The 20,694-nt window shown below is 65.8% G+C and carries 22 protein-coding genes; 15 read left to right on the top strand and 7 right to left on the bottom strand.

Going from position 1 to position 20,694, the window contains the following annotated elements:
- The first annotated feature begins 131 nt into the window (after positions 1 to 131).
- The 5 genes from QRM95_RS14755 to QRM95_RS14735 all read left to right on the top strand — a co-directional run bounded on the left by QRM95_RS14755 (position 132) and on the right by QRM95_RS14735 (position 5,090).
- Positions 132 to 1,139 carry a branched-chain amino acid ABC transporter permease gene (locus tag QRM95_RS14755; protein ID WP_018761904.1) on the top strand — a complete coding sequence of 336 codons (1,008 nt, stop codon included), beginning with the start codon at positions 132 to 134 and terminating at the stop codon, positions 1,137 to 1,139.
- On the top strand, positions 1,136 to 2,380 hold the full coding sequence (locus tag QRM95_RS14750; RefSeq protein ID WP_285248296.1) for a branched-chain amino acid ABC transporter permease: 1,245 nt from the start codon (positions 1,136 to 1,138) through the stop codon (positions 2,378 to 2,380). Before QRM95_RS14755 ends, QRM95_RS14750 begins: the two co-directional genes overlap by 4 nt.
- A complete protein-coding gene (locus tag QRM95_RS14745; RefSeq protein ID WP_285248295.1) occupies positions 2,377 to 3,324 on the top strand; it encodes an ATP-binding cassette domain-containing protein in 948 nt (315 codons plus the stop codon). The genes QRM95_RS14750 and QRM95_RS14745 overlap by 4 nt, the downstream gene beginning before the upstream one ends.
- Entirely contained in the window at positions 3,311 to 4,024 is a 714-nt protein-coding gene (locus QRM95_RS14740; RefSeq protein ID WP_285248294.1) for an ABC transporter ATP-binding protein, read from the top strand. Before QRM95_RS14745 ends, QRM95_RS14740 begins: the two co-directional genes overlap by 14 nt.
- Before the next feature lie 148 nt (positions 4,025 to 4,172).
- On the top strand, positions 4,173 to 5,090 hold the full coding sequence (locus QRM95_RS14735; protein ID WP_285248293.1) for a Bax inhibitor-1/YccA family protein: 918 nt from the start codon (positions 4,173 to 4,175) through the stop codon (positions 5,088 to 5,090).
- A gap of 103 nt (positions 5,091 to 5,193) precedes the next feature.
- Here the strand turns inward: QRM95_RS14735 and galK are convergent, their stop codons facing one another.
- Positions 5,194 to 6,375 carry a galactokinase gene (galK, locus tag QRM95_RS14730; RefSeq protein ID WP_285248292.1) on the bottom strand — a complete coding sequence of 394 codons (1,182 nt, stop codon included), beginning with the start codon at positions 6,373 to 6,375 and terminating at the stop codon, positions 5,194 to 5,196.
- Positions 6,372 to 7,526, bottom strand: a complete 1,155-nt coding sequence (gene galT / locus QRM95_RS14725) for a galactose-1-phosphate uridylyltransferase (RefSeq protein ID WP_285248291.1) — start codon at positions 7,524 to 7,526, stop codon at positions 6,372 to 6,374. The genes galK and galT overlap by 4 nt, the downstream gene beginning before the upstream one ends.
- Before the next feature lie 100 nt (positions 7,527 to 7,626).
- Between galT and QRM95_RS14720 the strand changes: the two genes are divergently transcribed.
- From QRM95_RS14720 to QRM95_RS14705, 4 genes are read left to right on the top strand one after another with little or no spacing between them, the layout of a single operon-like run.
- On the top strand, positions 7,627 to 8,601 hold the full coding sequence (locus QRM95_RS14720; protein ID WP_285248290.1) for an aldose 1-epimerase family protein: 975 nt from the start codon (positions 7,627 to 7,629) through the stop codon (positions 8,599 to 8,601).
- Between the two features lie 25 nt (positions 8,602 to 8,626).
- Complete coding sequence (locus tag QRM95_RS14715) at positions 8,627 to 9,943, top strand: AI-2E family transporter (protein ID WP_285248289.1); 1,317 nt, start codon at positions 8,627 to 8,629, stop codon at positions 9,941 to 9,943.
- A gap of 3 nt (positions 9,944 to 9,946) precedes the next feature.
- On the top strand, positions 9,947 to 11,185 hold the full coding sequence (gene ilvA / locus QRM95_RS14710) for a threonine ammonia-lyase (protein WP_285248288.1): 1,239 nt from the start codon (positions 9,947 to 9,949) through the stop codon (positions 11,183 to 11,185).
- A gap of 8 nt (positions 11,186 to 11,193) precedes the next feature.
- Positions 11,194 to 11,808, top strand: a complete 615-nt coding sequence (locus QRM95_RS14705; protein WP_285248287.1) for a rhomboid family intramembrane serine protease — start codon at positions 11,194 to 11,196, stop codon at positions 11,806 to 11,808.
- 108 nt (positions 11,809 to 11,916) lie between these two features.
- Here the strand turns inward: QRM95_RS14705 and greA are convergent, their stop codons facing one another.
- Both greA and QRM95_RS14695 read right to left on the bottom strand, forming a co-directional pair.
- The gene (gene greA, locus QRM95_RS14700) at positions 11,917 to 12,411 is read right to left on the bottom strand and encodes a transcription elongation factor GreA (RefSeq protein WP_018761893.1); all 495 of its coding nucleotides are present in this window, start codon (positions 12,409 to 12,411) and stop codon (positions 11,917 to 11,919) included.
- A 151-nt stretch (positions 12,412 to 12,562) separates the two neighbouring features.
- Positions 12,563 to 13,021, bottom strand: coding sequence for a DUF4307 domain-containing protein (locus tag QRM95_RS14695; protein ID WP_285248286.1), 459 nt, complete (start codon positions 13,019 to 13,021; stop codon positions 12,563 to 12,565).
- Between the two features lie 128 nt (positions 13,022 to 13,149).
- On the opposite strand from QRM95_RS14695, the gene mca reads away from it, so the two are divergent.
- Together mca and QRM95_RS14685 are read left to right on the top strand one after the other, a co-directional pair.
- Entirely contained in the window at positions 13,150 to 14,055 is a 906-nt protein-coding gene (gene mca, locus QRM95_RS14690) for a mycothiol conjugate amidase Mca (RefSeq protein ID WP_018761891.1), read from the top strand.
- Positions 14,056 to 14,153: 98 nt separating this feature from the next.
- A complete protein-coding gene (locus QRM95_RS14685; protein WP_109863465.1) occupies positions 14,154 to 14,483 on the top strand; it encodes a hypothetical protein in 330 nt (109 codons plus the stop codon).
- Between the two features lie 7 nt (positions 14,484 to 14,490).
- On the opposite strand, the gene trhA is transcribed toward QRM95_RS14685, so the two are convergent.
- Positions 14,491 to 15,234, bottom strand: a complete 744-nt coding sequence (trhA, locus tag QRM95_RS14680; protein ID WP_502934970.1) for a PAQR family membrane homeostasis protein TrhA — start codon at positions 15,232 to 15,234, stop codon at positions 14,491 to 14,493.
- Between the two features lie 149 nt (positions 15,235 to 15,383).
- On the opposite strand from trhA, the gene QRM95_RS14675 reads away from it, so the two are divergent.
- Both QRM95_RS14675 and phoH2 read left to right on the top strand, forming a co-directional pair.
- Positions 15,384 to 16,145: an isoprenyl transferase gene (locus QRM95_RS14675; protein WP_018761888.1), complete on the top strand. Its 762-nt coding sequence runs from the start codon at positions 15,384 to 15,386 to the stop codon at positions 16,143 to 16,145.
- A 239-nt stretch (positions 16,146 to 16,384) separates the two neighbouring features.
- Entirely contained in the window at positions 16,385 to 17,803 is a 1,419-nt protein-coding gene (gene phoH2 / locus QRM95_RS14670; RefSeq protein ID WP_285248285.1) for an RNA 5'-3' helicase PhoH2, read from the top strand.
- A gap of 262 nt (positions 17,804 to 18,065) precedes the next feature.
- Here the strand turns inward: phoH2 and QRM95_RS14665 are convergent, their stop codons facing one another.
- Positions 18,066 to 18,713, bottom strand: a complete 648-nt coding sequence (locus QRM95_RS14665) for a GNAT family N-acetyltransferase (protein WP_285248284.1) — start codon at positions 18,711 to 18,713, stop codon at positions 18,066 to 18,068.
- A 42-nt stretch (positions 18,714 to 18,755) separates the two neighbouring features.
- Positions 18,756 to 19,550, bottom strand: a complete 795-nt coding sequence (locus QRM95_RS14660) for a hypothetical protein (protein ID WP_285248283.1) — start codon at positions 19,548 to 19,550, stop codon at positions 18,756 to 18,758.
- A gap of 60 nt (positions 19,551 to 19,610) precedes the next feature.
- Here QRM95_RS14660 and QRM95_RS14655 point away from each other — a divergent pair, with 60 nt between their 5' ends.
- Both QRM95_RS14655 and QRM95_RS14650 read left to right on the top strand, forming a co-directional pair.
- Positions 19,611 to 20,159, top strand: coding sequence for a prepilin peptidase (locus tag QRM95_RS14655; protein ID WP_285248282.1), 549 nt, complete (start codon positions 19,611 to 19,613; stop codon positions 20,157 to 20,159).
- Between the two features lie 44 nt (positions 20,160 to 20,203).
- Positions 20,204 to 20,674 (top strand): NUDIX hydrolase, encoded by a 471-nt coding sequence (locus tag QRM95_RS14650; RefSeq protein WP_285248281.1) that lies wholly within the window; start codon positions 20,204 to 20,206, stop codon positions 20,672 to 20,674.
- Positions 20,675 to 20,694 lie beyond the last annotated feature (20 nt).

Raw genomic sequence — 20,694 nt, 5'->3', positions numbered from 1 at the left:
GGGGGCCAGCACTGCGGGCCCCCACAGCCTTTTCTTCGCTTGGCAACAAACCCAGGACCAAGCTACGTCACTAGACACAAGTCCCACGGCCGGGCCCACAAGGCCCCGTGCAACTGGATCAGGATGTTCCCATGCTTCCCTCTCTCGTCCCACTGCTCCCGACTGAAAATGACTGGATTACTTTCGATATACCGTCCCTGGCCCAGAATTTCTGGAGTGCCACCTTTGACGGCCTGACGTTCGGCGCCATCTACGCGCTGGTGGCCCTTGGCTACACCCTGGTTTACGGCGTCCTGAACCTGATCAACTTCGCCCACTCTGAGGTGTTCATCGTTGGCTGCTACGCCGTCTTCTTCACCCTGAGCAGCCTTGGCTTCGGCCCTTCCGTTCCCCGCCTCGACATCTGGGCCATCATCCTGAACCTGCTGTTGGCCTTGGTCCTGGCCATGCTGGCCTCCGCAGTCACGGCCTTCCTGCTGGAGCGGATTGCATACAAACCGCTTCGGCAACGCAACGCCCCGCGCCTGGTCTTCCTGATCACCGCCATCGGCGCTTCATTCACCATCCAGTACCTCATCTACCTGTGGCGCGGCCCCAGCCCCGAACTTGCGCTGACAATGTTCCGGCCAACCCCCATCTTCGATGTCTTCGGCACCATCGTCGATTCCCAGCAGCTGGTGATCATCATCGCGGCGGTCATCATGATGGTCGGCATTGACCGTTTCATCAGCAAGTCCCGCACCGGCCGCGGCATCAGGGCAGTCGCCCAGGACCCGGACACCGCGACGTTGATGGGTGTCAACAAAGAGCGCATCATTATTACCACCTTCATCATCGGAGGCCTGCTCGCAGGAGCCGCCGCATTGTTCTACGTCATGAAAATCCCTTCCGGTGTCCAGTACAGCGGCGGATTCGTCCTCGGCATCAAGGCCTTCGCCGCAGCCGTGCTCGGCGGCATCGGCAACGTCCGCGGCGCCCTGCTGGGTGGACTGCTGCTTGGCTTGATCGGCAACTACGGCCAGATCCTGCTCGGAAACTCGCAGTGGACCGACGTCGTGGCCTTTGTGGTGCTGGTGCTCGTGCTGCTCCTGCGGCCCGAAGGCATCCTGGGAACGTCCCTTGGAAGGAGCAAAGCATGAGCATGACGGATGGACCCACGCCGCTGCAGACGGCGGCCGCCGCGCAGGCGGCTGAGGACCGGGAAGCCTCGTCCAAGGCGGCCGGCAAGAGCGATCTGCGCCAGCGCGGGAAACGCAAATCCGGGTACTTCTCCGACCGTTGGCACGCCCTGTCCCGCCAGCAACAGTGGGCTTTCCTGGTCATCGTCGTTGTCCTGGCCTACCTGCTCCCGCTGCTCAACCCGCCCATCATCACCACCGAACCGGGCAACAATTTCGCCCTGGCGTGCTTCGACATGGCACGGTTTGCCCTCATCGCGGTAGGCCTCAACGTGGTGGTGGGATACGCAGGCCTGCTGGACCTTGGGTATGTCGCCTTCTTCGCCGTCGGCTCCTACTGCGCGGCGATGCTGACCAGCCCCGACTCACCGTTCCTGCACATCCCGTACCTGTGGACCATTCCGGTGGCCATGGCCGTGACAATGTTCTTCGGCGTGGTGCTGGGTGTCCCCACCCTCCGGCTTCGCGGCGACTACCTGGCCATCGTGACGCTTGGATTCGGTGAGATCGTCCGCATCCTGGCCACGATCATTCCGGCCATGAAGGGCCAGGTCGGCTTCCAGAACGTCGGCCATCCGCCCGGCACCGAAGCTGACGGTACGCCCATCTTCTCCAACTCGAACGGTGTGCCCTGGTACTGGCTGACCCTGACCATCATCATCATCGTCACCCTCCTGGTGGGCAACCTGGAGCGCAGCCGGGTTGGCCGGGCCTGGATCGCCATCCGCGAGGATGAGGACGCAGCTGAAATCATGGGTGTTCCCACCTTCAAGTACAAGGTGTGGGCATTCGCCATCGGCGCCGCGATCGGCGGCCTTTCGGGGGCGCTCTTCGCCGGGCAGGTGGGGTTCGTCAACAACCAGAAGTTCGACGTCACCACCTCAATCCTGTTCCTGGCTGCCGTCGTGCTCGGCGGCGCCGGAAACAAGGTCGGTGCCATCCTGGGCGGGGCCCTGGTCAGCTACATTCCCTTGAGGTTCACGGCCATCGCCGAATACAAGTACCTGATCTTCGGAATCGCCCTGGTGCTGATCATGATCTTCCGCTCGCAGGGGCTGCTCCCGGCACGGCAGCGCCTGCTCGCCTACGGCCGGACGGCTTTCAATAAGGTCACGGCCCGGGACACGGAAACCAAAGACACGGACAATCCAACAGCCGGCCCCGGGACCCGCACGGCCGGAGAGAGGGGAGCGGAGGCATGAGTTCCGAGGAACGGCAGGCCGGCCCGGGCAGCGTCGAGGAGCAGCCGGACAAGGGCAGCCCCGCAGCTGTAGCACCCGAAATAGACATCGAGGCCCTGGCCGAAGCAGGGGTGGACCAGGAACTGGCCGAAAAAGTGGCGCCGGACCGCGATATCGCGGTTGCGGTGGGCGACAACATCGTGGAGGTCCAAAACCTCACCATCAAGTTCGGCGGCCTCGTGGCGTTGGACAACATCAGCTTCAACATCAAGCGCGGCGAGATCCTGGGACTTATCGGTCCCAACGGCGCCGGCAAGACCACGTGCTTCAACGCCATGACCGGGGTCTACAAGCCAACCAGCGGGAAAGTGGTGTTGGAGGGCCAGGTCCTGAACGGCATCAAGCAGCATAAGATCACGCGCCTGGGCCTGTCCCGCACCTTCCAGAACATCCGGCTCTTCGGCGAGATGACGGCGCTGGAAAATGTGGTGGTGGGCCTGGATGCGCGGCACCGGACCAGCGTGGGCGGGGCCCTGCTGCGCCTGCCCACCCACATCAAGGAGGAGAAGTCCGCCATCGAGCGCGGCATGGCCCTGCTGGACTTCGTGGGCATCAGCAGCCACGCCCACGTCCTGTCCCGCCAGTTGCCCTACGGCTTCCAGCGCCGGCTGGAGATCGCCCGGGCACTGGCCACTGATCCGAAGGTGCTCTGCCTCGACGAGCCGGCAGCCGGCTTCAACCCGGCCGAGAAAGAGGAGCTGATGGCGCTCATCCGCACCATCAGGGACGAGGGTTACACCGTATTGCTGATCGAGCACGACATGAAGCTCGTGATGGGTGTGACCGACCGGATCGTGGTGCTGGAGTTCGGCAAGAAGATCGCGGACGGACTGCCGCGCGAGATCCGCGAAGACCCGAGGGTCGTTGCCGCCTACCTAGGAGAGCCTGAAGATGACGTTGCTTGAACTTGAGGACGTTTCCGTCCATTACGGCCGCATCCAGGCACTGCGGAACATCTCCTTCACCGTGGAGGAAGGCGAAGTGGTGGCGCTGATCGGCGCCAACGGTGCCGGCAAGACCACCACCATGCGCACCATCTCCGGCCTGTTGAACTGCTCCGAGGGAAAGATCACCTTCGCGGGCCAGGACATCACCAAGATGAAGGCGCACATCCGGGTGGTGCACGGGATTTCGCAGGCGCCCGAGGGCCGCGGGATCTTCCCGGGCATGACGGTGATGGAAAACCTCGACATGGGCACCTTTGGGCGCAAGGACAGAAGCGGTGTATCCAAGGACCTGGACCGCGTCTTTGACCTGTTCCCACGCCTGAAGGAACGCGAGAAGCAGTTCGGCGGAACCATGTCCGGCGGTGAGCAGCAGATGCTCGCCATCGGACGGGCCCTGATGTCCAACCCGAAGCTGCTCCTGCTGGATGAACCGTCCATGGGCCTCGCGCCGCAGTTCATCCGGCAGATCTTCAAGATCATCAAGGAGATCAACAACCAGGGAACCACTGTGCTGATGGTGGAGCAAAACGCCAACCAGGCCCTGGCGGGAGCGCACCGGGCCTTCGTCCTGGAGACCGGCGAGATCACGCACAGCGGCACCGGCAAGGAACTGCTGGAAGATCCCTCCATCAAAGAGGCCTACCTGGGCGTGGGATAGTCGCCCGGCGGGGCCCGGTTGTCCGGGAGGCAACGGTCACGGTTCGGTTGCAACCGGGCCCCGCGGGAACTTTCACCACAGCCGCCACGTGGGACTTGGTAGCGTAACCAACAGCTCATCACCCACACCCACATGGAGGAATTCCGCAATGGCACTTGGCGGCAACCCGATCTTCAACGGAAAGAGTTTCCGTGGCGCCACCCAGGCACAGCCTGTCCCGCAGGCACCCTACGGTGCTCCTTACGGCCAGGCACCCTACGGTCAGCAGCCGTACGGCCAGCCGTCGTATGGCCAGCAGGGGTGGAGCACCCAACCCCAGGGCATGACGGACGAACAACTCCAGCAGATGTACAACCAGCCGTCTGCTGGCCCCGCCGACACCGGCAGGATGACATTCGACGACGTCATCATGAAGACCGCAGCCTGCCTCGGTGCAGTGGTGGTGGGCGCAGCAGTCACCCTGGTGGTGGCGCAGGGCCTGGCTTCCCTGCTGATGATCGTCGGCGCCTTGGGCGGCTTCGTGCTGGCCATGGTCAACACCTTCAAGAAGCAGCCCTCACCCGCGCTGATCCTGGCCTACGCCGCCCTGGAGGGCCTGTTCCTCGGCGGCCTGACACGGATCCTGGACGGCATGTTCCCCGGCGTCGGCCTGCAGGCCGTTATCGGCACCCTCTCCGTCTTCGCCGTGACCCTGGTGCTGTTCAAGAGCGGCAAAGTCCGCGCTACGCCCCGTGCGATGCGCTTCTTCATGATCGCCCTGATCGGCTATGCCGTCTTCGCGCTGATCAACATGGTGATGATGTGGACCGGAGCCGTGCAGTCTCCGTTCGGCCTCCGCACTTCCTTTGAGATCTTCGGCATCCCGTTGGGTGTCTTCATCGGCCTGCTGGCCATCGGCCTGGCAGCCTTCTCGCTGGTCATGGACTTCACCAGCATCGAGGCCGGAGTCCGAAGCGGTGCTCCGCAGCGCTTCTCCTGGACCGCCGCCTTCGGCCTGACTGTCACGCTCGTCTGGCTGTACGTGGAGATCATCCGCCTGCTGGCCATCCTGCGCGGCGACGATTAGGCACCGGCGGCTACTGCCGCCGTCGTCAGCAACGGCCGTGGGCCCCACCAAACGGTGGGGCCCACGGCCTTTTTACGTGCCGCAGCCCGTCAGGGCCGCGCGCCTAGACGATACGCATGGCTCCGGCGGCCGGGGAGACAGTGAAGATGTCCGGTGCCTTGAAGCCGGCGTCGGAGAAGGCCTTGGCGACGGCGGTCCGAACCTGATGCTCCGCATCCACGGGGGTCAGGGCGATCGCGGCCCCGCCAAATCCGCCACCGGTCATGCGGGCGCCGAGGGCCCCGTTCGCCCGGGACGTGTCAACGGCCAGGTCCAGCTCCGGGCACGAAATTTCAAAATCATCGCGCATGGAGGCGTGGCTGGCGTCCAGCAGGGGCCCAATGGCAACCGGACCGGCACCGTCCAGGAGTTCGACGGTCTGGAGCACCCTGTCGTTTTCGGTCACCACGTGCCGTACCCGCCTGAACGTCACCTCATCGAGCAGCCCGGCAGCCTCTTCAAGGTCACCCACCTGGACGTCCCGCAGCGCCTTGACCCCGAGGACTTCCGCCCCGAGCTCGCAGGACGCGCGCCGGGAGGCGTAGCCGCCGTCGGCGTGGGAATGGGACACCTTGGTGTCGATGACCAGCAGCACCAGGCCGGCGGGTTCTGTCTCGAACGGAACCAGGGCGGCTTTCTGGTCCCGGCAGTCGAGGAACACCGCATGGCCCTTGGCGCCGCGCAGCGACGCGGACTGGTCCATGATCCCGGTGGGCGCGCCCACGAAGTCGTTCTCCGCACGCTGCGTTGCCAGCACCATCTCCTCGGCCCCAAGCCCGGCGCCGGTGAGGTCGTTGAGGGCTGAGATCACGGCGCATTCGATGGCGTGCGACGACGACAGGCCGGCGCCCAGCGGCACGGTGGAGTCCAGGAGCAGGTCCAGGCCGGGGACGTCGATGCCCCGCTGCCGGAGGGCCCACATGACTCCCAAGGGGTACTTGGTCCAGCCCTTGGCCGTTCCGGGGTGCAGGGAGTCCAGTGACGTGGTCACGGTGCCCTGGTCACCGTAGGTGGACAGCAGCCGCACGGTCCGGTCCGGGCGGACCGCGACGGCCACCCGGGCCGTGCGGTCGATGGCGAACGGAAGGACGAACCCTTCGTTGTAGTCGGTGTGCTCGCCGATGAGGTTGACCCGTCCCGGCGCCTGCCACACGCCGTCGGGAGTGCCACCGAAAGCCTCGGCGAAGCGGGCGGCGAGATCGTCGGCGGAGACCGGGGCTGTGCCGGCCTGGTCCTGGCTGCTCACGCGGAAGCTCCTTCTGGTGCGGCCGCCATGGCGGACGGCTTTGTCGACGACGGGACAGAGACGCTGCGCAGGCGCTCCGCCACGCTCTCCGGCGTGGTGTCGTTGATGAACGCGCCCATCGCTGCCTCCGAGCCGGCGAGGTATTTCAGCTTATCCGCTGCCCTGCGCGGGGAGGTCAGCTGCAGGTGGAGGTAGCCGGCCGGGCGGAGGACATCATCCAGGGGAGCCTGGTGCCATGCGGAGATGTAGGGCGTGGGCGTGGGGTAGAGGGCATCCACCCGCTTGAGCAGGTCGAGGTACACCTCCGCGAGTTCGTCCTTTTCCTCCCCGTCCAGGGCAGCGAGGTCGGGGACGTGGCGATGCGGGACCAAGTGGATCTCCAAGGGCCACCGGGCGGCGAAGGGCACATAGGCGCTGAAATGCGTGCCCTCCACCACCATTCGGCTGCCGTCTTCGCGTTCCGCACGCAGCAGGGAGCCGGTCAGGGTATCGCTCCCGTCCTTGGCGTCGTAGTACTTCCGGGCGGCAGCGCCCAGGACGCCGGCGCGGGGTGTGACGTAGGGGTAGGCGTAGATCTGTCCGTGGGGGTGATGCAGCGTCACGCCGATATCCGCGCCCCGGTTCTCAAACGGGAACACCTGCTTGATGCCGGCCATGGCGCTGAGCGCAGCGGTGCGCTGTGCCCACGCCTCGATCACGGTGCGGGACCGTTCCCGGGTCAGTCCGCTGAAAGAACCGGTGTGTTCCGGGGTGAAGGAGACCACCTCGCAGCGGCCGTAGGCGGGACCTTTCGTTCCCCATCCCGGATCTGCCGGAACGGGCCCCAGCGCAGGGCCGAGGGACGGGAAGCGGTTTTCGAATACCACCACGTCGTAGTCGGAAGCCGGAATCTCTGACGCGTTCGAGTCCGTGGTGGGGCAAATGGGGCATTGGTCCGCCGGAGGCAGGTGTGTTCGTGTCTGGCGGTGGGCAGCCACAGCCACCCATTCCCCGGTCAGTGCGTCGAAGCGGAGCTCGCCCGGCTCGCCCCTGGGCGGCAGCCCGCGATGGTCCTTGGTGAGTTCCGCGGTCCGTGGCGTGGTGGTGCCCGCATCGTCGAAGTACATCAGTTCCCGACCGTCGGAGAGCGTGGTGGTGGTCATCCCTGTCATGGCAAAAGTTTCTCATAAACGCTCAATAAAGAATAGTTAACAACAAAAAGTAACAGTGACGCTCATGCGGGTGCGACGCCGCCCGTTGTACGGTAAGCCCATGACTGCCTCTTCCCAACCCGAAAACCAGGGTGCCGCGTCCCTCCCGTCCTGCGCCACCGGCCGCCAATACGAACTGCGCCGCGGTGATGCCGCGGCCGTGGTCACCGAGCTGGCCGCAGGCCTGCGCTCGTACCGCCGTGGCGGTGTCCTGCTCACCGAAACGTACGGCGATGACCAGATCGCTCCCGGCGCCACCGGTATCACGCTGGCGCCCTGGGCCAACCGGGTGGAGGACGGGACCTGGTACCTGGACGGGAAGAAGCAACAGCTGGACATCACGGAAGTGTCCCGCAACAACGCCAGCCACGGACTCCTCCGGAACACCGGCTACTCCCTCGTGGGGAAGTCGGAGGACTCGGTGGAACTTGAAGCCACCATCTTTCCCCAGCACGGGTACCCCTTCCTGGCCCGGCACCGGGTGCAGTACCAGCTCACCGAAGACTTGGGACTCCACGTCAGGCAGACGCTCATCAACGATGCCACGGCGCCGGCCCCGTTCGTTCTGGGCGCACACCCCTACCTGCGGGTCGGCGACACCCCGGTTGAGGAGCTGGTGCTGACAGTCGCCGCCGAAACCCGGCTGGTGGCCGATGACCGCCTGATTCCGCGCAGCACGGCGCCGGTGGAAGGAGATACCGACTTCCGTTCCGGCAGCGCCATTGCCAATCTCGCAGTGGATGTTGCCTTGACCGGCCTGCGCTACGAAGGGGGCAGGGCGCGGCACACCCTGGCCGCCGCCGACGGCGCCGCAGTGTCGCTCTGGCAGGATGAAGCCTGCCGCTACGTCCACGTTTTCGTGAGCACCGAGTACCCCGGACGGGCCCGCGCCGTGGCCGTGGAACCGATGACCGGTCCAGCGAACGCCTTCAACTCCGGAGACGGCCTTCGCTGGCTGGTGCCGGGCGAATCCTTCAGCATCGAATGGGGGATCGACTATGTCCCGGCCCAGGCCGGGGCGTTGGTTTCCCATTAGCGCAAGGCTGCGGAAGGATTGGGTTATGACGCCACATGAGGACGCCGTGACCCAGGCAAGCCGACCTTCTGCCACCGCCGCCCCGCTGAGGGTGCTGACGGATCGTGAACTCGACAAGGACATTCCCTACGGCGTCCGCATTGCGGCATCCTGGTCCTGGCGGCTGGGCCTGATCCTGCTGATGGCAGGAACCCTCGTGTGGCTGCTGAGCAAGATCACGCTCCTGATCATTCCGATCATGGTGGCCGCGCTCCTCGCGGGACTCCTGAGCCCCGTCACCCACTGGCTGAAACGCCGTCGCCTGCCCGCCGGGCTCGCCGTCGCCGTGACGGTCCTGGGCTTCATTGGGGTCATCGCGGGTGCGCTGGCACTGGTGGGCCGCCAGCTTGCCGTCGGGTTTGGAGAGCTCTGGTCACAGGCCCTCGAAGGCATACGGCAGGTCCAGGACTGGCTGTCCACCGGCCCCCTGCACCTCACGGACGCCCAGGTGGACCAGTACGTCAAGGACGCCAGCGACGCGCTGCAGAACAACAGCAGCAGCATCCTCAGCGGTGCGCTCTCCTTCGGCAGCACCGCCGGCCACTTCGCCGCCGGGATGCTCCTGTCGCTGTTCATCCTCATCTTCTTCCTGTTGGAAGGAGACCGGATCTGGGCTTTCCTGGTCAGGCTGCTGCCCCGAAAGGCCCGGGCCGCGACCTTCGGTGCAGGCCGGAAGGGCTGGGCGTCAATGGTCAGCTATGCGCGCATCCAGATGTTTGTGGCTGCCGTCGACGCGATCGGAATCGGCGTCGGAGCGGCCATCATCGGTGTCCCGCTGGCCCTTCCGCTCGGCGTGCTGGTCTTCCTCGGTTCCTTCATCCCGGTGGTGGGCGCCCTGGTGACGGGCGCCGTCGCCATCCTGCTCGCATTGGTGGCCAACGGCTGGGTCAATGCCCTGGTGATGCTGGCCATCGTCCTGCTGGTCCAGCAACTCGAGGGCCACATCCTGCAGCCCCTGGTCATGGGCAAGGCAGTCTCGCTGCATCCGGTGGCGGTAATCCTCAGTGTGGCGGCGGGCTCGTACCTCGCCGGAATCCCCGGGGCGCTGTTCTCGGTACCCATCCTGGCCGTAGCAAACTCGGCCGTTCGCTACATTGCCGCAAGAACGTGGGAACATGAACAGGTGCCGGTCATCGCCGGAAAGCCCATCACAGCCGGAGCGGGCGGGGACAACACCATCGAGGACGTTGAACCGCAGGCTGCATCCGATGCCGGGCTCGAGGCGGCCGGCGCAACAGCCGAACACCGCGATGCCCGCACCGCCTCCCGAGAGGGCACCGGAGCCGAATCCAGAGGAGAGTAGTCCGTGAAGATCCTTGAAACCCTTCCCGTCACACTGGACGATGTCCTTGAGGCGCAGAAGCTGCTTGACGGGATTATTGCGCGCACCCCCGTGGAATCGTCCCGCGCGCTGGGCGGCATGGTGGGCGGCGACGTCTACTTCAAATGCGAAAACCTGCAGCGGGCCGGGTCATTCAAGGTGCGCGGTGCCTACGTCCGCATGGCTCGGCTCTCCCCGGAAGAGAAAAAGCGGGGCGTCGTGGCAGCTTCGGCCGGCAACCACGCCCAGGGCGTTGCAGTTGCCGCCAAAAGCCTTGGCATCAAAGCCCGTATCTACATGCCCCTGGGAGTGGCGCTGCCCAAGCTCGCGGCAACCCGCAGCCATGGCGCCGAAGTGATCCTGCATGGCCACAACGTTGACGAAGCGCTCGCCGAAGCACAGCGCTACAGCAACGAGACCGGTATGGTCTTTGTCCACCCGTTCGACAACGTGGACGTCGTGGCAGGGCAGGGGACCGTTGGCCTTGAGATCCTGGAACAGGTACCCAACGTTGACACCGTACTCATGGGCGTGGGCGGCGGAGGGCTCCTTGCCGGGGTCGCCGTCGCCATCAAGGCCCGGGCCAGGGAGCTCGGCCGGGAGATCCGCATCATCGGGGTCCAGGCGGAGAATGCCGCCGCCTACCCGCCCTCGCTGGCCGCCGATGCCCTGGTGCCCCTGAAGAAGGTTTCCACCATGGCTGACGGCATCGCCGTGGGCCGCCCGGGACAGTTGCCCTTCAGCATCATCCGCGAACTGGTCGATGACGTGGTCACCGTCAGCGAGGACTCCCTGGCCCGCGCCCTGATCTTCCTGCTGGAACGGGCCAAAATGGTGGTGGAGCCCGCCGGCGCGGTGGGCGTCGCGGCCCTGATGGACGGCAAGATCGAGAACCCGGGAACCACGGTGGCGGTTCTCTCCGGCGGCAACATCGACCCCATGCTGATGCTCAAGGTCATCCAGCGCGGCCTCTCCGCCGCGGGCCGCTACATGACCGTCCGAATGATGCTGGACGACCGTCCCGGCTCCTTGGCCACCATTGCGCGCATCATCGCCGAAAACGATGCGAACGTCACCGGCCTGGACCACACCCGCGTGGGTGGTTCCATCAGCATGGGCGACGTATCCATCACGGTGAACCTTGAAACCAAGGGCCACCAGCACGGCGAGCAGGTCCTCAGCGCACTCCGCGCTGAAGGTTTCCAGCCGATCGTGGTGCATTAGGACAGCGCATGGCCGGACCTGCTGGTAACGCACGCTTCCCCGGGCGCCAAACCCTGGCGTCGCGCGCGAAGGGCGGCCTGGCGGTGCTGGGCGGCTTCCTTGCCCTGTTGTTCGCCCTGGAGGTGGCCAACTCGCTGATGATGGGCGCGCTGGTGAGGACGTTCGGGCTGCGGCCCAGGAGCGTCGACGGGCTGCTGGACATCTTCACCTTCCCGCTGCTGCACGCCAACTTGAACCACCTGCTCTCCAACAGTTTTCCCCTGGTTATCTTCGGGTTCCTGGTGTTCCTGTCCGGGCTGCGCGTCTTCCTGACTGCGCTGGCCTTCAGCTGGCTGGGCAGCGGCCTGACCGTGTGGTTCATTGGCGACGGCGTTACCGTGGGGGCATCCGGCCTGGTCTTCGGGCTGTTCTCGTTCCTCCTGGTGCGCGGGTTCTTCAACCGGAGCTGGCGGCAGATCCTGCTCGCCGTGGTCCTGTTCATGGGATACGGGAGCATCCTGCTGGGCGCACTGCCATTCGTTGCGGGCTACGTGAGCTGGCAAGCCCACCTGGGCGGTGCTGCCGGCGGCGTCGTGGCGGCGCTCCTCCTTCGGCCCCGCATCCCAGCAGCCGTGGAGCCCTGAGCGGGGTAACGGTTCGCCGACCCGGGCGGCACTTAAAACACTGCGGCGGCCGTCTCCCCTGAGGGGACGGCCGCCGCAGTGTACCGGCGTCAACCAGGCGGGCGAAGGCTAGGCTGCGTAGGGCTTGGCGGAGAGGATCTCCACCTTGATGTCCTTGCCGTTCGGGGCGACGTAGCTGAGGGTGTCGCCCTCCTTGTGGCCCACGATGGCGGCGCCCAGCGGCGACTTTTCGCTGAAGACATCCAGATCGGAGTCGCCGGCGATTTCACGGGAGCCCAGCAGGAACGTCTCTTCGTCCCCGGCGATCTTGGCCACCACGATCATGCCCGGTTCCACGATGCCGTCATCGGCAGGTGCTTCACCCACGTGGGCATCCCGAAGCAGCACCGTCAGCTGGCGGATGCGGGCTTCAATCTTGCCCTGCTCCTCCTTGGCTGCGTGGTAGCCGCCGTTTTCCTTGAGGTCGCCCTCTTGCCGCGCTGCTTCAATCTTCTGGACGATCTCCGCCCGGCCTGCGCCGGAAAGGTGGTCCAGCTCTGCCTTCAGGCGGTCAAAAGCTTCCTGGGTGAGCCAGGCCGCAGAAGCGCTGTTGGTGGTAGACACGGACTTCTCCTCTGGTGGTCCTACATGCAAAAGACCCCGCCATGGTGGCCACTTGTGGAGCAGCAACCAGCTCAGCGGGGTAAAGGTATCTCTCCAGTGTAGTCAATCACTTGGAGATAACCCAACCTGGACGAGTCGCGGGTCACATCCCTTATTGCGCCTGGCTGGGAATCCAGCAGCTGTCCACCAGGCCCGACACGGACTCGGACTCGGTCAGCAGGGTGACGCGCTGGGCGACTGTCCTGCCGCCGTCGGCCGTTCCGTCCGCCGCCGACGGCGGGATGTCAACCACCTTCCAGCCCACGACGGCGAACTTGGAATCCAGCGCCTTGACGGCGCACTTTACGGCGTTCCCGGGCTCGCGGGTGACCTGGAAGTCGACCTCGGCGACGGTGGAATCGGTGGTGCTGTAGCCGATGTCCTTATACGTCACCCCGGACAACGAATTCGACGTCGAAACCCAGGCGAGGAACCCGATTCCGGCCGCCAGGGCGATTCCGATGGCGGTGCGGGTGGCCTTGGGAGTGAACCGGCGCTTTTTAGCACCATACCGATTGGCTAGGCTAGTGTTTGCGGGCGCGGGTTGGGCCGGCTGGTCCGGGGAAGTCACCAGACCAGTTTAGTGCCCTTTCCGCCGGCCCTCTGCGGCGGCCGTGGCCGCCGGTGAGGCACTACGCCCGCGACAATATCCTTCGGCTGCCACCAGCCGCGAAACAAGAATAAGGAGCCGTCCTTTCCATGACAGCGTCCAGCAACTCCCAGGTGCCGCTCCGGCTGCTCGCAGTCCATGCCCACCCGGACGACGAATCCAGCAAGGGCGCTGCGACCATGGCCATGTACGCAGCCACGGGCGTGGACGTCATGGTGGCAACGTGCACGGACGGGTCGCGCGGCGACATCCAGAACCCGGCAGTCGAAGGCGAGCCACACCCGAAGCGGGACATGGCCGGTGCCCGCAGGCTGGAAATGGCCAACGCAGCCTCCATCCTGGGCATCAAGCAGGCGTGGCTTGGATTCGTGGACTCGGGACTTCCGGAAGGCGATCCCCTTCCGCCGCTTCCGGCTGGTTCGTTCGCCACGCTGCCCCTGGAACGGGCTGCGGCACCGCTGGTGCGGCTGGTCCGTTCCTTCAAGCCGCACGTCATCCTCAGCTACGACGAAAACGGCGGCTACCCCCACCCTGACCACATCATGGCCCACCGCGTGGCGGTGGAAGCTTTCGAAGCCGCCGGCGATCCCGGACGCTACCCGGACGCCGGGGAGGCATGGGAGCCGAGCAAGCTCTACTATGACCGTGCCTTCAGCCCCGAACGGTTCCGGGCGCTCCACTTTGCGCTGGAAGAGGCGGGCCTCCAGTCCCCGTATGCCGAGCGTTTGGCCGCGTGGCTCGAATCCGATGCCGAGGGCCACACCCCGCCGCCGGCGCCGCACCCCACCACCACACAGATCGACTGCGGCGACTACTTCGAAGTTCGTGACGACGCCCTGCGCGCCCACCGGACGCAGGTGGACCCGCTGGGGTTCTTCTTCGCCGTCTCACCCGACATGCAGCGCCGGACCTGGCCCTGGGAGGACTACTCCCTGATCCATTCGAGGGTGCCGTCCGAGCTCCCGGAGAAGGACCTGTTCGCCGGGCTAAGATAGTCAGAGCAGGCTTTTTCTATCCAGCGTAGAAGTCGGGTGCGGCCCAGGCCCGTGCTGTCCGCCTCCTGCTGCATCCGTTCCACCAAAAGGTATCAATCGTGCATTCATTGCTCCTCCGCCTCGCCACCACGCCGACCCCGTTGCCCACGCCGACGCTGCGGGACGGGATCTCCGAGGACCAGGTAACCCCCGGCCTGCTGGGGTTCGTCATGACGGCCTTCTTCGTGGTGGCCACGGCCCTGCTGATCGTCGATATGGTGCGGCGGATCCGCCGGGTGCGCTACCGGGCCCAGGTGGAGGAAGAACGTATGGCGGCCGCAACCGCGGCAGACGTGGAGGCGGCTGACGCGCAGGACGGGCTCGACGACGGCCCGCGCCCGGCAGCGCCGGAGTCCAACGGAAACGGGCTCCAGCGGCCGGGGGAGTAAACCGCCCTCAGGCGAGGACGGCCAGGGCGATGGCAACGAAATGTGCAGCGAAGGCGAACACCGTCAGTGCGTGGAACAGTTCGTGGAAGCCGAAGTGGTGGTAGCTGAAGTTTGGCTTTTTCAGGGCGTAGAAGACGGCGCCCGTGATGTAGAGAACTCCGCCCACACAGATCAGGACCGCTGAAGCCGGGCTCGCCTGGAAGAACTGAGGCAGGTAGAACAGGGCGCCACAGCCCAGTGCGATATAGATGGGCACGTACAGCCAGCGGGGCGCATCGGTCCACAACAACCGGAACAGCACGCCAAGGATGGCACCGGACCAGATGACCCACAGGAGGATCACCGCCTGCGGGCGTTCCAGGAGCGTCCATGCAAGCGGCGTGTAGGTGCCGGCGATGACGAGCATGATATTGGTGTGGTCCAGCCGCTTGAGGACCAGCTTGACCCGCGGAGACCAATTGCCGCGATGGTAGACGGCGCTGACGCCGAACAACAGCACGCCGGTGGCCGCAAAGACGGCAGACGTAATCCGCCGGTCCACAGTAGGGGCCAGGACAACCAGGACGATCCCCGCGGCAAGCGCCAGCGGGGCGGTGACTGTGTGGATCCAGCCCCGCCATTTCGGTTTGATCATCAGCAGTTCCGCCAGTCGGACGGCAGCATCATCCACTGCGTTGGGCCCGGGCCCGTCGCCGGGGTTCCTGTCCTCGGGCCCGGACGGCCGGGAACTGTGCGGAGCGTCGCTGTTCATTGGTCCAGAATAACTTACGCAACGGTAAGTTACTTGTCGGTAACTTACCGTTCGGCCCGCCTCCCGGACCCCGGCGCGTCCCGGAGCGCTGCTGGCGGTAGCCTAGGATGTGGATGTACGTACGGCAGGAAAGTCAGGTGAGTGGACGCGTGGAGTTGCCCGGGTTCCTCTATGGCTACTACGAACGCCGGCTGCTGAAAGATCTCCCGCGCGACCGGATTCCCCGCCACATTGGCGTCATGGTGGACGGCAACCGGCGCTGGGCCAAGCAGTTCAACGCCCCCACCAGCCAGGGCCACCAGGCGGGAGCGGACAAGATCCATGAGTTCCTCGGCTGGTGCCAGGAACTCGGCGTCAAGGTGGTCACGCTGTACATGCTGTCCACTGACAACATGAACCGGTCCAGCGAAGAATTGGACCTCCTGATGGGCATCATCGCCAACACGCTGGACCGGCTCGACGACGACGCCAACATTTCCGTCCACGCGATGGGTGCCCCTGAGCTGCTTCCGGACTACCTGGCCGAGCGGCTCAACAAGCTGACTGCGCGGACCCCGGTGCGGGAAAAGATCCACGTCAACGTGGCCGTCGGGTACGGGGGAAGACGGGAAATTGTCGACGCCGTCCGCGAACTCCTGCACGACGCCGTCGCCAAGGGCATGGACATTTCCAAGCTCGCCGACGACCTGTGCGTCGACGACATCTCCCGCTTCCTCTACACCCGCGGCCAGCCTGACCCGGACCTGGTAATCAGGACATCGGGGGAGCAGCGGCTCTCCGGCTTCCTGATGTGGCAGAGCGCCTACAGCGAGTTCTATTTCTGCGAAGCCCTGTGGCCGGCCTTCCGCAAGGTCGATTTCCTCCGTGCCCTGCGCGACTACGCCGGCCGGCAGCGGCGCTTCGGCGCCTGACAACCACGGTTCAGAACGAGTTAATCGACGCGCAACGGGAATCGCCGCGTAATGGTTGCGGAAACTTGCCCGGGTGGATTTACGTTATATCCATCAGCAGGCAAAACCGCCGGCTGATCGGGGAGGCCAATACATGGAGCGAAACATCGCACCGGTTGTATGGGAGGCCGGACCCGGCCTCGTGGCCGAGCCGCCTCACCAATAACAATTCCGGGCTGGTGCCCGGGGCTGGAGTCGATGTGGCTACTTCTGAACAACTGCCCGAGGTCCTGGCTGGACAGGGCGGAAAAGCTACCTCTCGCGCCGAGCGCGCCACTTTTGAAACCGGCGCAGCAACTGATGCTGCGGCCGGTTTCGCTGTCTCCGGAAGGGAAGCCGACATCCACACCTTCGTCATCGACACGTCCGTCCTGCTCTCGGACCCCCGGGCACTCCTGCGGTTCGCCGAGCATGAAGTCGTGGTGCCAATCGTTGTCATCACCGAACTTGAGGCAAAACGGCACGACCCCGAACTGGGCTACTTCGCCCGGAAGGCCCTGCGGCTCCTGGACGACCTCCGGGTCAAGCACGGCGGACTGAACCAGGCCATTCCCATTGGTGACGACGGCGGCACCCTGGTGGTGGAGCTCAACCACATTTCGGCGGAGGTCCTGCCCCTCGGCTTCCGCAGCGGTGACAACGACAGCCGGATCCTTGCCGTCGCCAAGAACCTCGCCAACGAGGGCCGCAACGTCACGGTGGTTTCCAAGGACCTCCCCATGCGGGTCAAAGCGTCCGCCATGGGCCTCACCGCCGACGAGTACCGCAACGAGCTCGTCAAGGACTCAGGCTGGACCGGCGTCGCCGAAATCGAAGCCGACGAACAGGAAATTTCCACCCTGTACGGACACGAACCCGTGTTCATCCCCGCCGCGGCGGAACTGCCGGTCAACACCGGACTGGTCCTGCTTTCCAACCGCGGCTCGGCCCTGGGCAGGGTGGGCGCGGACAAGCAGGTGCGCCTGGTCAAGGGCGACCGCGATGTCTTCGGGCTCCACGGCCGGTCCGCCGAGCAGCGGCTCGCCATCGACATGCTGATGGATCCGGGCGTCGGCATCGTGTCCATTGGCGGACGCGCCGGCACCGGAAAATCGGCGCTCGCCCTTTGTGCGGGCCTGGAAGCCGTACTCGAACGCCGGGAACACCGGAAGGTGATTGTGTTCCGCCCGCTCTACGCCGTGGGCGGCCAGGAACTTGGCTACCTGCCCGGTTCGGAATCCGAAAAGATGAACCCCTGGGCCCAGGCCGTCTTCGACACGCTCGGGGCCCTGGTCAGCCAGGAAGTGGTGGAGGAAGTCATGGACCGCGGCATGCTCGAGGTCATGCCGCTCACCCACATCCGCGGCCGCTCCCTGCACGACGCCTTCGTGATCGTGGACGAGGCCCAGTCGCTGGAGAAGAACGTGCTGCTGACGGTCATGAGCCGGATGGGCCAGAACTCCAAGATCGTCCTCACCCACGACGTCGCCCAGCGGGACAACCTCCGCGTCGGGCGCCACGACGGAATCGCCGCCGTCGTCGAAACCCTGAAAGGACACCCGCTCTTCGGCCACGTCACCCTCACCCGCTCCGAAAGGTCCCCAATCGCCGCCCTGGTGACAGAGATGCTCGAAGGGTAGGTCGCTTAGTGAGGGGCCGTGGCCGGGTTCGCCGGGCCACGGCCCTTCGCCGTCGCTTAGACACGACGCATAGGGGCACCTGCGGTCGTTCGGCGAGTTGCGCACATGTCCGGTTCGAGTCCTTCGCGTAGGAGCGCATCGCCGACCAGAGCGTTGCGCAGGTCGCCCAGCGACCGTAGCGGCGCGCCGGGAGGTGTCTAAGCGACGGCGAAGGGCTCGAAGCGGACGGACCCGGCCACTGCCCGCCCAACCCAGCCCGGACTTACGTGACCTTCAGGAACTTCGCCGCCGCCTCGTGGCCCTCAACCTGCAGCGTCCAGCCGGGGCGGTGGAAGGTTTGCGGGGTGAGGCGGACGTGCTGGAGCGTTTCGACCTTGGTGCCCCAGGCTTTGCGGGTGATCCCGTTCAGTTCGTAGCCAAGGGAGCGCGAGACTCCCAAGGAGGCGTCGTTCCAGGCCGCGGCCTCGGATTCGGCCACCTCTGCGCCCAGCCAGTCAAAGGCCCACAGCACGACGGCGGCACGCATCTCCTTCCCCAGTCCGCGCCCTTGGACGGACTGCTGAAGCCAGGAGCCGGTGCGGACGGTCTTGAGGTTTGCGAAGTCCTTGGCGCCAATGTCCTGGCAGCCGACAAACCGTCCCTCATGCCAGATGCCAAGCAGCAACGTCCAGTTTTCCGCCGAGCATTCCGCCCTGCAGCGCCAGTACCAGCGGGCCATGTTCGGGCCCAGTTCGTCTTCCGGAAGTTCGGTCCAAGGCATACTGAACGGGTTACGGCCGGCCTCGTGGATGCCGCTGCGGGCCGCTGCCACGGCGGCGGGCACGTCCTGATCGGTGATGGGCCGGAGCTCCAGCCGGGGCGTGGCCAGCCGAAGGTCGAAAAGGGGCCAGATGGAGCTCAGGGAAGTCATCCGCGAAGCCTAGCTGATCGCTGCCACCGGTACCTGTCACACTCAGGCGGGGAGGTCCCAGGTGATATGCCGCCGGACGTCCGTGAGGTTCATGGACTGGGCCAGGAACAGGTCATCGAGCATGTATTCGTCCACGGCGATGATCCGGATCCAGTGCCCATAATCCCCGGTCCCCGGTTCCAGTGACAGGCTGGCGACGCAGACCCCGGTGCCCACGTCCACGCGGAGGCGCGTGCGCCCGGGAAGGCACAGCGGAGCAGCGGCATCCCCCGGGTGGTAGGCGGCGTTCGGGACCACCACAGCTTCCAGGGCGGGCCTGCCCTCGTGCTCGACATACTGGACCTCCTTGATATCGAGCGCGTTGCTGCCCGGGAATTCGATGGGAACCGGAGCATTGCCGGCGAGCTCAACGGGGTCCAGGGCGGCCGAGAAGCGACCGTTGCCGAAGCCCGGTTCGCCGTACGCTGCCTCAGGCCTCCGGCGGACCTGTCCGGCGTCGTCGTAGACGGGCGTGACCAAATGGGGCGGCAGGAGCCAGGACTTGCGGGTGGCGCTGACGTAGAAGTCGCCACGGGAATCGTTGATGCCCGTGGTGCTGTGCAGCACCAGGCCATCCGGACTTTCCAGCCGGAGCGCCCCGGGCCGCCGCAGCCAGGCCCGGACGAACGGCGCCCCCGGTCCGGGAGCCGCATCGAATGGCTGGTCCCAGTACTCGAACCTCAGGGACTGCCACTTCCAGGGGGATGACCGGCACAGGTTCCGGAACGCGGCAGCCGGGTCCGCGGGCGTGCCAGGAGGGTCCGGAACCGTCCGGCGCCGGGACTCCCAGGTCGACATATCCACAGTTTACGCGGCAGCGCTACGGCCGGTACGGCTGGATCCAGTAGCATCCGAGGGGTGATCGGACGACTGGGCGACCTCTGGCAGTACACCCCCGTGGCCTTCTGGCTGGTGCTGGCCGCCTGCCTCTATTTTGTGGTGATGGCCGTGCGGCTCACCGTTATCGATGTCCGGCACCATCTCCTGCCCAACCGCATCGTGTTCCCCTCCTATGCCGTGGCGGGATTCCTTCTCCTGGCCGCAGCGGCGGTGGCGGCCTGGGGCGGGGCGGTGGCGGCCGTGGGGAATCCGAACGGCAACCCCATCCTGCCGATCGTCAGGGTGTTGGCGGGGGCCGCGATCCTCTGGCTCTTCTACTTCGTCCTTCGCCTCGCCTATCCGCCCGGGATGGGATTCGGCGATGTGAAGCTGGCGGGCGTCCTGGGCATGTACCTTGGCTACCTCAGTTGGGGACATCTCTTTGCCGGTACCTTCCTGGCGTTCCTGCTCGGCGGCCTGTGGTCGCTGGCGCTCCTGGCCGCCCGCAGGGGAACGCTCAAGTCCGCCATACCGTTTGGCCCGTTCATGTTGGCAGGGGCCGCGGCCGCCATGCTGCTGCCGGCGTAGGTGTACGGCCTTGGGCCGTCTTTGACCTTCGGTAGGCTGGCATTATGCCTGCACCTGAATACGTCCTGAAACTGCGCGAGAAGATCGGCAACGACCCCCTCTGGGTTCCCGGCGTCCGGGGCGTGGTGGTCGATGACGGGGGCAGGATCCTGCTGGCCCAGCGGGCAGACAACCGGCAGTGGGCTCTGATCAGCGGGATGCTGGACCCGGGGGAGCAGCCTGCCCGGGGTCTGGTCCGGGAGATCTTCGAGGAAACGGCCGTGGTGGCGGAAGCCGAGCGCGTGGTATCCGTGGGGGCGGTGGGTCCGGTGACCTACCCGAACGGCGACGTCTGCGAATTCCTGGACGTCGTGTTCTTGTGCCGGTATGTGTCCGGCGAAGCCAGGGTGAACGATGACGAATCCCTGGCGGTTGGCTGGTTCGGACTGGACGAGCTTCCCGAGCTCATGCCGGGCCACCTCATCAGCATCCGACAGGCGTTGACGCCGGCTGGAGCCGTCTACTTCGAGCCGTAGGAGTGCCCGGACCCGGCTCC

Origin of the sequence: Pseudarthrobacter sp. efr-133-R2A-89, assembly GCF_030209315.1 — a bacterium.
Taxonomy (GTDB): Bacteria; Actinomycetota; Actinomycetes; order Actinomycetales; family Micrococcaceae; genus Arthrobacter.
The sequence above is the reverse complement of the archived record's forward strand: the minus strand, read 5'-3'. Positions and strand labels throughout refer to the sequence as shown.